Annotated in this window: 1 protein-coding gene; it reads left to right on the top strand. The window is 66.3% G+C overall.

Features of this window, described 5'->3' with window-relative positions; translation table 11 throughout:
- The coding region (gene araD / locus KFO72_RS41765) for an L-arabinonate dehydratase (protein ID WP_225034544.1) at positions 1-1,696 on the top strand (1,696 nt) is incomplete at both ends.

Raw genomic sequence — 1,696 nt, 5'->3', positions numbered from 1 at the left:
CGCTGGTATGGCGTGAACGATCTGCGCTCGTTCGGCCATCGCTCGCGCACGGCGCAAATGGGCTACAGCCGCGAGGAGTACGCGGGCAAGCCGGTTATCGCGATCCTCAACACATGGAGCGAGATGAACCCGTGCCACACGCACTTCAAGCAGCGTGTGGAAGAGGTCAAGCGCGGCATCTGGCAGGCGGGCGGCTTTCCGATCGAGTTGCCGGTGCAGACCTTGTCGGAGCCGTTCCAGAAGCCCACCACGATGCTCTACCGCAACTTCCTCGCGATGGAAGCGGAAGAGACGCTGCGCTCGTATCCCGCTGACGGCGTCGTGCTGATGGGCGGCTGCGACAAGACCACGCCCGCGCTGCTGATGGGCGCGATCAGCATGGACCTGCCGACCATCTTTCTGCCCGCCGGCCCGATGCTGCGCGGCAACTGGAACGGCGCGACGCTCGGCTCGGGCTCCGACACGTGGAAATACTGGGCCGACCTGCGCGCGGGCAAGATCACGGAAGAAGACTGGCAGGGCGTCGAGGGCGGCATTGCGCGCTCGCCGGGCCACTGCATGACAATGGGCACGGCGTCCACCATGACGAGCGCCGCCGAAGCACTCGGCTTCACGCTGCCGGGCTTCGCGTCGATTCCCGCGCCGGATTCGCGTCACGCGCAGATGTCCGCGAAAACGGGCATGCGTATCGTCGAGATGGTGTGGGAAGACCTGAAGCCGTCGGACATTCTCACGGTGAAGTCGATCGACAACGCGGTGACGACCTGCCTCGCGCTGTCGGGCTCGACCAACGCGATCGTGCACATGATTGCGCTGGCGCGCCGCGCCGGGATCGAACTGACGCTCGACCGCTACGACAGCATTTCCCGCCGCACGCCGGTGCTGGCCAATATCCGGCCGACGGGCGCGTATCTGATGGAAGACTTCTATTACGCGGGCGGCCTGCAGGCGATGCTCGCGGAGCTGGGCGAACTGATCGACGGCTCGCAGAAGACCGTGAACGGCAAGACGCTCGGCGAGAACCTGGAAGGCGCGCAGATTTTCAACGACGACGTGATCCGCCGCCGCAGCCACCCGCTGATGCCGGACAACGGTCTGGCCGTCCTGCGCGGCAACATCGCGCCCGATGGCGCCGTCATCAAGCCGGGTGCGGCCGAGCCGCATCTGATGGTGCACACGGGCCGCGCGGTGGTGTTCAAGGACTACAACGACATGGCCGCGCGCATCGACGACGACGCGCTCGATATCGACGAAACCTGCGTGATCGTATTGCAGCATGCAGGGCCCGTCGGCGCGCCGGGCATGCCCGAGTGGGGCCAGTTGCCGCTGCCGAAGAAGGTGCTGCAAAAGGGCGTGCGCGACATGCTGCGCATTTCCGATGCGCGCATGAGCGGCACGAGCTATGGCGCATGCGTGCTGCACGTGGCGCCGGAGTCGTTCATTGGCGGGCCGTTCGCGCTGGTGCGCGACGGCGACATGATCGAACTCGACGTGCCGCAGCGCAAGCTGAACGTGCTGGTATCGGATGAGGAACTGGCGCGCCGCAAGGCCGAGTGGGTCGCGCCCGCGCCGAGGTTCTCACGCGGCTACGGCGCGATGCATCAGGTGCATGTGCTGCAGGCCGACAAGGGCTGCGACTTCGACTTCCTGCAACGCGATGGCGCAAGCGCTGCGGCGGGTGAGCCGGAGATTCACT

The organism is Paraburkholderia sp. XV (genome assembly GCF_020177535.1).
Lineage (GTDB): Bacteria > Pseudomonadota > Gammaproteobacteria > Burkholderiales > Burkholderiaceae > Paraburkholderia > Paraburkholderia caribensis.
The sequence above is the reverse complement of the archived record's forward strand: the minus strand, read 5'-3'. Positions and strand labels throughout refer to the sequence as shown.